General features: G+C 78.0%; 9 protein-coding genes. 7 read left to right on the forward strand and 2 right to left on the reverse strand.

What is annotated here, in order from left to right:
* The 6 genes from GTR00_RS09020 to purM all read left to right on the forward strand — a co-directional run.
* Positions 1-538 (forward strand): glycine cleavage T C-terminal barrel domain-containing protein (locus GTR00_RS09020; protein ID WP_276610081.1); only part of this gene is annotated, 538 nt, incomplete at its 5' end.
* A 5-nt stretch (positions 539-543) separates the two neighbouring features.
* Entirely contained in the window at positions 544-1,983 is a 1,440-nt protein-coding gene (locus GTR00_RS09025) for an L-serine ammonia-lyase (protein WP_166611301.1), read from the forward strand.
* Positions 1,984-2,036: 53 nt separating this feature from the next.
* Complete coding sequence (locus GTR00_RS09030; RefSeq protein WP_166611294.1) at positions 2,037-2,420, forward strand: sterol carrier family protein; 384 nt, start codon at positions 2,037-2,039, stop codon at positions 2,418-2,420.
* Between the two features lie 23 nt (positions 2,421-2,443).
* Positions 2,444-2,821: a hypothetical protein gene (locus GTR00_RS09035; RefSeq protein ID WP_166611295.1), complete on the forward strand. Its 378-nt coding sequence runs from the start codon at positions 2,444-2,446 to the stop codon at positions 2,819-2,821.
* A 57-nt stretch (positions 2,822-2,878) separates the two neighbouring features.
* Positions 2,879-4,414: an amidophosphoribosyltransferase gene (gene purF / locus GTR00_RS09040; RefSeq protein ID WP_166611296.1), complete on the forward strand. Its 1,536-nt coding sequence runs from the start codon at positions 2,879-2,881 to the stop codon at positions 4,412-4,414.
* Positions 4,411-5,499, forward strand: a complete 1,089-nt coding sequence (purM, locus tag GTR00_RS09045) for a phosphoribosylformylglycinamidine cyclo-ligase (RefSeq protein WP_166611297.1) — start codon at positions 4,411-4,413, stop codon at positions 5,497-5,499. Before purF ends, purM begins: the two co-directional genes overlap by 4 nt.
* 148 nt (positions 5,500-5,647) lie before the next feature.
* On the opposite strand, the gene GTR00_RS09050 is transcribed toward purM, so the two are convergent.
* Positions 5,648-5,902, reverse strand: coding sequence for a DUF3073 domain-containing protein (locus GTR00_RS09050; protein ID WP_166611298.1), 255 nt, complete (start codon positions 5,900-5,902; stop codon positions 5,648-5,650).
* 184 nt (positions 5,903-6,086) lie between these two features.
* Here GTR00_RS09050 and xylB point away from each other — a divergent pair, with 184 nt between their 5' ends.
* Entirely contained in the window at positions 6,087-7,514 is a 1,428-nt protein-coding gene (xylB, locus tag GTR00_RS09055) for a xylulokinase (RefSeq protein ID WP_166611299.1), read from the forward strand.
* Here the strand turns inward: xylB and GTR00_RS09060 are convergent.
* Positions 7,495-8,441: GGDEF domain-containing protein (locus GTR00_RS09060; protein ID WP_166611300.1), on the reverse strand; the 947-nt coding region annotated here is incomplete at its 5' end. The genes xylB and GTR00_RS09060 overlap by 20 nt on opposite strands.

The following is an 8,441-nucleotide window of genomic DNA, read 5'->3' on the forward strand; positions in this document are numbered from 1 at the left end:
CACCGGCTACACCGGCGAGGACGGCTTCGAGGTGGTCCTGCCCGTCGAGCACGCCCCCGCCGCCTGGGAGGCGCTGCTGAGCGCCGGGCGCGCCCACGACGCCGTGCCCTGCGGGCTGGCCTGCCGCGACACCCTGCGCCTGGAGGCCGGGATGCCGCTGTACGGGCACGAGCTGACCCGCGACGTGGACCCCTACACCGCCGGCCTCGGCCGCGTCGTCAAGCTCGACAAGCCCGAGGGCTTCACCGGCCGCGCCGCCCTGGAGCGCCTGGCGCAGCGCACCCCCGAGCGCGCCCTGGTCGGCCTGCGCGGCAGCGGCCGGCGCGCCGGGCGCGAGGGCTACCCCGTGCTGCACGAGGGCCGGGCCGTGGGCACCGTCACCAGCGGCGCGCTCTCGCCGACCCTGGGGCACCCGGTGGCCATGGCCTACGTCGAGGCGGACCTGGCGCGGGTGGGCACCGCCCTGGCCGTCGACGTGCGCGGGCGCGCCGAGGCCGCCGAGGTGGTCGAGCTGCCCTTCTACCGACGGGCGCGGTGAGCCCCGTGGCGCTCAGCGTCTTCGACATGTTCTCCATCGGCATCGGCCCCTCCAGCTCGCACACCGTCGGGCCCATGCGCGCCGCGCTGCGCTTCGCGCAGGAGCTGGCCGCGGGCGGGGCCCTGGAGCGCGTCGCGGGCGTGCGGGTGGACCTGCACGGGTCCCTGGGCGCCACCGGCCGCGGCCACGGCTCCGACCGCGCCGTCGTCCTGGGCCTGAGCGGCCAGCGCCCCGAGGACGTCGACCCCGACGCCGTGCCCGCCCTGCTGCAGCAGGTCGCCGACCGCCGCGAGCTGCCCCTGCTGGGCCGGCACCCGGTGCCCTTCGACGCGGCCGCCGACGTGCGGCTGCTGCCCGAGGCGCTGCCGGCGCACCCCAACGGCATGGTCTTCACCGCCCTGGACGCCGCCGGCGGCGTCCTGGCGCGGCGCACCTCCTACTCCGTCGGCGGCGGCTTCGTGCGCGAGGACCCCCTGGACGCCGCCCTGGACGCCGCCGGCGGCGCGGGGCAGCGGGGCGCGGGGGAGCACGACGTCCCGCACCCCTTCCGCACCGGCGACGAGCTGCTCGAGCAGTGCCGGCGCACCGGCCTGGGCGTGGCGGACCTGGTGCGCCGCAACGAGGAGCACCGCCGCACCCCCGCCGAGGTCGACGCCGGGCTGCTGGCGGTGTTCGAGGCCATGGCCGCCTGCGTGCGCCGCGGCCTGGCCACCGACGGCGTGCTGCCCGGCGGGCTGGGCGTGCGCCGCCGCGCCCCGCGCCTGCACCGGCAGCTGCTGGCCGAGGAGGGCGGCGCCCACCGCGACGTCCTGCACGCCATGGACTGGGTGAGCCTGTTCGCCCTGGCCGTCAACGAGGAGAACGCCGCCGGCGGGCGCGTCGTCACCGCCCCCACCAACGGCGCCGCAGGCATCGTGCCCGCCGTCGCGCACTTCCACCGCCGCTTCGTGCCCGGCGCCGACGACGCCGGCACGATCCGCTTCCTGCTCGCCGCCGGCGGCGTCGGCACCGTCCTGAAGGAGACCGGTTCCATCTCCGGCGCCGAGGTCGGCTGCCAGGGGGAGGTCGGCTCCGCCAGCGCCATGGCCGCCGCCGGGCTCGCCGAGGTCCTCGGCGGCACCCCCGAGCAGGTGGAGAACGCCGCCGAGATCGCGGTCGAGCACCACCTGGGCCTGACCTGCGACCCCGTCGGCGGCCTCGTGCAGATCCCCTGCATCGAGCGCAACGCCGTGGGCGCCACCACCGCCATCCACGCCGCCCGCACCGCGCTGCGCGGCGACGGCACCCACGTCGTCAGCCTCGACACCGCCCTGCGCACGATGCGCGCCACCGGCGCGCACATGCGCGCGGAGTACAAGGAGACCTCCCGCGGCGGCCTGGCCCTGACCGTGGTGGGCGCCCGGGGCGCACCGGCGGCGGTGGGGGTCAACGTCCCCGAGTGCTGAGCGCGACCCGGGGCGCCGGTGCGCGGGCGCGGCGGCGGTGGCACGGTGGGCCGGTGCCACCCCGCCGCCGCACCGACCCCGCGCAGGGCCGCGCCGCGCTGCGCGCCGCGCTGGAGTCCCTGGACGCCGGCAGCGCCCCCGCGCGCCCGGACCTGGCCGCCGCCGTGCGCTACACCCTCGAGGAGCTCGCCGCGCGCCACCCCGGCGGCAGCGTGGAGGTGCGGGTGCCGCCCTTCGCCGCCGTGCAGGTGGTCGCCGGCCCGCGGCACACCCGCGGCACCCCGCCGGCGGTGGTGGAGACCGACGCGCTGACGTGGCTGGAGCTGGCCACCGGCCGCCTGGCGTTCGCGCAGGCGCGCGCGGCCGGGCGGGTGCGCGCCAGCGGCGAGCGCGCCGACCTCGGCGAGCTGCTGCCGGTGGCCGGGACGGGCGCGTGAGCGGGCCGCGTACCGTGGCGGGGGTGAGCGAGCAGGAGCCGGCAGCCCGGGACCCCCAGCACCCCGCCGAGCCCGCCGGGCAGCCCGCCGCGAGCGCCGCCGCCGGGCCCGCCGACCAGCCCGCCGACCAGCGCGGGGAGCAGGGGCGCACCCGCCTGGTGCAGGTCACGCGCCGGCGCGCCCCGCGCTACCGCGCCTTCGTGCTCGCCGGCGTCGTCGTCGCCCTCCTCGCCGCCGCGGTCGTCGCCGTGCTCACCCCGCCCAGCGGCGGGTACTCCCAGCGAGCCCTGTTCGGGTACCTGTTCGTCGTCCTGGGCGTCGTGGGCGCCCTGCTGGGCGGCCTGGTGGCCGTCCTGGTCGACCGCGCCAGCGGGCGGCCCCGGCGCGCCGGGCGCCGCTGAGCCCGCGCGGGCGAGCACGACTGCGTCGCCCTGGCAGGGGTGTGCCACACTCGGGGCGTGGCCCGCGGTGACGGACGTCTGAACCACGACCTCATGCCCGGTGAGAAGGGCCCCCAGGACGCCTGCGGCGTCTTCGGGGTCTGGGCCCCCGGCGAGGAAGTCTCCAAGCTCACCTTCTACGGCCTGTACGCCCTGCAGCACCGGGGGCAGGAGGCCGCCGGCATCGCCGTCAGCAACGGCGAGCAGATCCTCGTCTTCAAGGACACCGGGCTCGTCCCGCAGGTCTTCGACGAGGCCGCCCTGGAGTCCCTGCAGGGGCACATCGCCGTCGGCCACACCCGCTACTCCACCGCCGGCGGAGCGGGCTGGCAGAACGCCCAGCCCACCCTCGGCGCCACCGCCGGCGGCACCGTCGCCCTGGCCCACAACGGCAACCTCACCAACGCCTTCCGCCTGCGCGAGCTCATCGCCGAGCGCTACCCCGAGCGCGCCGGCGCGCGCCCCGGCTCCGGCGGTGAGATCGCCCGCGGCAACACCACCGACACCGCGCTGATCACCGCGCTGTTCGCCGGGGACCCCGACCACACGCTGGAGGCCACGGCCCTGGAGGTGCTCCCGCACGTCGAGGGCGCCTTCAGCCTCGTCTTCATGGACGAGCGCACCCTGTACGCCGCGCGCGACCCGCAGGGCATCCGCCCGCTCGTGCTCGGCCGCCTCGAGCGCGGCTGGGTCGTCGCCTCCGAGACCGCCGCCCTGGACATCGTCGGGGCCAGCGCCGTGCGCGAGGTCGAGCCCGGCGAGCTCATCGCCATCGACGCCGACGGCCTGCGCAGCAGCCGCTTCGCCGAGGCCAGGCCCAAGGGCTGCGTCTTCGAGTACGTCTACCTCGCCCGCCCCGACACCACCATCAGCGGCAAGGTCGTGCAGGAGGCCCGCGTCGAGATGGGCCGCACCCTGGCCCGCGAGCACCCCGTCGAGGCCGACCTCGTCATCCCCACCCCGGAGTCCGGCACCCCCGCGGCCATCGGCTACGCCGAGGAGTCCGGCATCCCCTACGGGCAGGGCCTGGTGAAGAACTCCTACGTGGGGCGCACCTTCATCCAGCCCAGCCAGACGATCCGCCAGCTCGGCATCCGCCTGAAGCTCAACCCGCTCAAGCACGTCGTGCAGGGCAAGCGGCTGATCGTGGTCGACGACTCCATCGTGCGCGGCAACACCCAGCGGGCCCTGATCCGCATGCTGCGCGAGGCCGGCGCCGCCGAGGTCCACGTGCGCATCTCCTCCCCGCCGGTGCGCTGGCCCTGCTTCTACGGCATCGACTTCGCCACCCGCGCCGAGCTCATCGCCACCGGCCTCGGCGTGGACGAGGTGCGCCGCAGCATCGGCGCGGACTCCCTCGGCTACATCTCCGACGAGGGCATGATCGCGGCCACCGACCAGCCCGCCGAGCGGCTGTGCACGGCCTGCTTCACCGGCACCTACCCGGTGCCCGTGCCCGACCTGCAGCGCCTGGGCGACCACGCCATGGACAAGGCGCTGCTGCCCATCACCCCCGTGCCCTCGCACGCGCACCACTCGGGAGCCCGCCGGTGACCGGCACCACCTACGCCTCCGCCGGCGTCGACGTCGTCGCCGGCGACCGCGCCGTCGAGCTGATGAAGGCCTCCGTCGCCCGCACCCACGGCCCCGACGTCGTCGGCGGCTTCGGCGGTTTCGCCGGCCTGTACGACGTCAGCGCCCTGAAGGGCTACCGCCGCCCGCTGCTGGCCACCAGCACCGACGGCGTGGGCACCAAGGTCGCCGTGGCGCAGGCCGTGGACAAGCACGACACCATCGGCGCCGACCTCGTCGGCATGGTCGTCGACGACGTCGTCGTGTGCGGCGCCACGCCGCTGTTCATGACCGACTACGTCGCCTGCGGCCGCGTGGTGCCCGAGCGCATGGCCGGGATCGTCGCCGGCATCGCCCGCGCGTGCGAGGAGGCCGGCGTGGCCCTCGTCGGCGGCGAGACCGCCGAGCACCCGGGCCTGCTGGGCCCCGACGAGTACGACGTGGCCGGCGCGGTCACCGGGGTCGTCGAGGCGGACGAGCTGCTCGGCGCCGAGCGCGTGCGCGAGGGCGACGTGCTGGTGGCCATGGCCTCCTCGGGCCTGCACTCCAACGGCTACTCGCTGGTGCGCCGCGTGTTCGCCGACGCCGGCTGGGCCTACGACCGGCACGTGGCGGAGTTCGGCCGCACCCTGGGCGAGGAGCTGCTGGAACCCACCCGCATCTACGCCCGCCCCGCGCTGGCCACCCTGGCCACCGGCGGCGTGCACGCCATGAGCCACGTCACCGGCGGCGGGCTGGCCGCCAACCTCGCGCGCTGCCTGCCCACGCACGTCACCGCCGAGGTCGACCGGGCCACCTGGACCCCCGGCGCGGTGTTCTCGCTGGTGCGCGACCTGGGGCGGGTGCCCGCGGACGACCTCGAGCGCACCCTGAACCTGGGCGTGGGCATGATCGCGGTGGTGGCCCCGGGGTCCGCGGACGCCGTGGTGGCCTCGGTGGAGTCCGCGGGCATCCCCGCGTGGGTGTGCGGCGGCGTGCGCGCGCGCCGGGACGACGACGGGGACAGCAACGGCAAGGGCGTGGCAGGGGGCGTCGCACTGCTCCAGGGGTCTCACCAGGGCTGGTGAGCGGTCCCCGGGGCGGTGCCACGCCCCCGTGCCTGCGTCCTGCTGGTGGTGCGTCCTGCTGGTGGTGCGGGCTCGTCCCCGGCCCGTGGGGGCGCCGGGTGGACGACCTCCGGGTGCTGCGCACCCGGGGGCTGCCCGGGACGCGAGGTCAGGCGCGACGCTTGGTCGCCCAGTCCTCGTAGTCGTCCGTGGCGGAGTAGCGAGACCAGTCCTCGGTGTCCTCTTCCACCTCGTCCTCGTCCGGCTCCGGTGCCTCCGTGGCGTCGGAACGCCCGGTGGTCGGACGGAACGGGTCAGGACCGTGCAGCTCGCGTTGCAGCGCGTTGTAGTCAGTCTGAGGACTGAAGTACTTCAGCTGCCGAGCGACCTTGGTCTGCTTGGCCTTCTGACGGCCGCGCCCCATGGCGTCGACCCCCTCGCGCGTCGGCCGGGGCCGCTGAGAGGGCCCCGGAGTAGCTGTCATCTCTCCGTGGTGCCAACCGTACAGGCTCGCCAGACCTTCCGGCATCCCGGTCGGCGCACCGCGCGCCCGGACGGGGGAGCCCGGGGACGCCGGCCGCTGCGGTGCGTGGTGTTGCATGGCCCCCATGGCGCAGCGCAGCCCCCTCGTGGCGGGCATCGACTCCTCGACGCAGTCCTGCAAGGTCGTCGTGCGGGAGGCCGCCACCGGCCGCCCGGTGCGCTCCGGGCGCGCCGCGCACCCGGAGGGCACCGAGGTCGACCCCCGGCGCTGGTGGGAGGCGCTGGAGGCCGCCGCCGCCGACGCCGGCGGCCTGGCCGACGTCGACGCCCTCGCCGTGGGCGCCCAGCAGCACGGCTCCGTCCTGCTCGACGAGGGCGGCGCGGTGGTGCGCCCGGCGCTGCTGTGGAACGACGGCCGCTCCGCCGGCGCCGCGCAGGACCTCACCGCCGAGCTGGGCGGCGAGCGCGCCTGGGCCGAGCAGGTCGGCAGCGTCCTGGTGGCCTCGCTGACCGTCACCAAGCTGCGCTGGGTGGCCGAGCACGAGCCGGAGGCGGCCGCCCGCACCGCCGCCGTGTGCCTGCCGCACGACTGGCTGACCCACCGCCTGGCCGGCGGCGCCGCCGCCGGGGCCGAGCTGGTCACCGACCGCGGCGACGCCAGCGGCACCGGCTACTACTCCGCCGCCACCGGCGAGTACCGCCCCGACCTGCTCGAGCGCGCCTTCGGCGCCCGGCCGCGGCTGCCGCGCGTGCTGGGCCCGGCCGAGGAGGCCGGGCGCAGCGCGGTGCGGCTCAGCCGCGGGGCGGTGCTGGGCCCGGGCACCGGCGACAACATGGCCGCCGCGCTGGGCGTGGGCGCCCGCCCCGGCGACGTCGTGGTCTCCATCGGCACCTCCGGCGTGGTCAGCGCCGTCAGCGACGTCGCCACCCACGACCCCACCGGCGCCGTGGCCGGCTTCGCCGACGCCACCGGCCGGCACCTGCCGCTGGTGTGCACGCTCAACGCCGCCCGCGTGCTGGACGCCGCCGCCCGCCTGCTCGGCGTGGACCACGCCGAGCTGTCCCGGCTGGCGCTCAGCGCCCCGCCCGGCGCCGGCGGGCTGGTGCTGGTGCCCTACCTGGAGGGCGAGCGCACCCCGGTGCGCCCCGACGCCACCGGCGCCCTGCACGGGCTGACGCTGGAGACCTCCACCCCCGCCCACCTGGCCCGCGCGGCCGTGGAGGGGCTGCTGTGCGGGCTCGCCGACGGCCTGGACGCCCTCGTCGCGCAGGGCGTGCCGGTGCACCGGGTGCTGCTGGTCGGCGGCGGCGCCCGCTCCGAGGCGGTGCGCCGCCTGGCCCCGGCGGTGCTGGGGCGCCCGGTCGCGGTGCCCCCGCCGGGGGAGTACGTGGCCGACGGCGCGGCGCGGCAGGCGGCCTGGGTGCTCGCCGGCGGGGCGGAGCCGCCGGAGTGGTCGCTGGGCGGGGCCGTGGAGACGTTCGAGGCGGACCCGCAGCCGGCCGTGCGCGAGCGCTACGCGCAGGTGCGCGAGCTCACCGCTCCACGCCGCTGAGCGGGTCGGCGGGGTCGTGCGGCTCGGTGCGGGGCGCGGGCACGCCCGCCCCCCGCACCGAGCGCGCGGCGCGCTTGTCGGCGTACATGCGCGCGTCGGCCTCGGCCAGCACGGACGACGGGGAGCGGGAGGGGGAGTCCGCCGCCCAGCCCACCGACAGCCGCGCGCCGGCCCCCGGCGCCGCGCCCTCGCGCAGGCGGTCGGCCAGCCGCTCGACGTCCTCGGCGCGGGCCTGCTCGACGAGGACGACGAACTCGTCGCCGCCGGTGCGCGCCACCGTGTCGCCGGGGCGCACGTGCGCGCTCAGGGCGCGCGCCACCTCCTGCAGCACCCGGTCGCCGGCGGCGTGGCCGTGCACGTCGTTGACCTCCTTGAGCCCGTCGACGTCGCACACCAGCACGAAGGCGCCCCGGCCGGGCGCGCCGGGGGCGCCGGGGCGGGCGCGGGCGCGGCTGCTCTCCCAGCGGTCGGCCAGCAGCGCCCTGTTGGGCAGGCCCGTCAGCCCGTCGTGACCCGCGCGGTGCCGCAGCTCGCGCTCGCGGCGCGCGCGCGCGGTGACGTCCCAGGCCGCGACGAGCAGGCGCCCGCCGCCCAGGGGCTGCACCGACACCTCCAGCCGCCGGCTGCGCGAGCTGCTCAGGCGCACCCGCAGCGGGGTGCGCGCGGCCTCCGGGCGGCGCCGGACCACCTCCAGCGCGCGCCGCGCCCGCGAGCGGTCCGCGGAGCGCAGCAGCTCCAGGGCGTCGCGCCCCGCGAGCCGGCCCGGCGCGACGCCCACGAGGGCGCAGGCGGTCGCGGAGGCCCAGGTGACGACGGTGCCGGACAGCACGGCGGTGGCCGGCCCGCGCTCGGCGAGGGCGCGCCAGTCGGTGCTGCCGCCGCCGGGGCCGCGAGACGCCGGTGAGCGGCCCCGGCGGCGGCAGCACC

It is taken from the genome of Kineococcus indalonis (assembly GCF_009906395.1).
In the GTDB taxonomy this organism is placed as follows: Bacteria; Actinomycetota; Actinomycetes; order Actinomycetales; family Kineococcaceae; genus Kineococcus; species Kineococcus indalonis.

Bases quoted from the DNA above. Each gene is read 5' to 3' on its own strand.
- GTR00_RS09050 (WP_166611298.1), bottom strand. From the start codon at position 5,902: ATGGGGCGCGGCCGTCAGAAGGCCAAGCAGACCAAGGTCGCTCGGCAG.
- xylB (WP_166611299.1), top strand. From the start codon at position 6,087: ATGGCGCAGCGCAGCCCCCTCGTGGCGGGCATCGACTCCTCGACGCAG.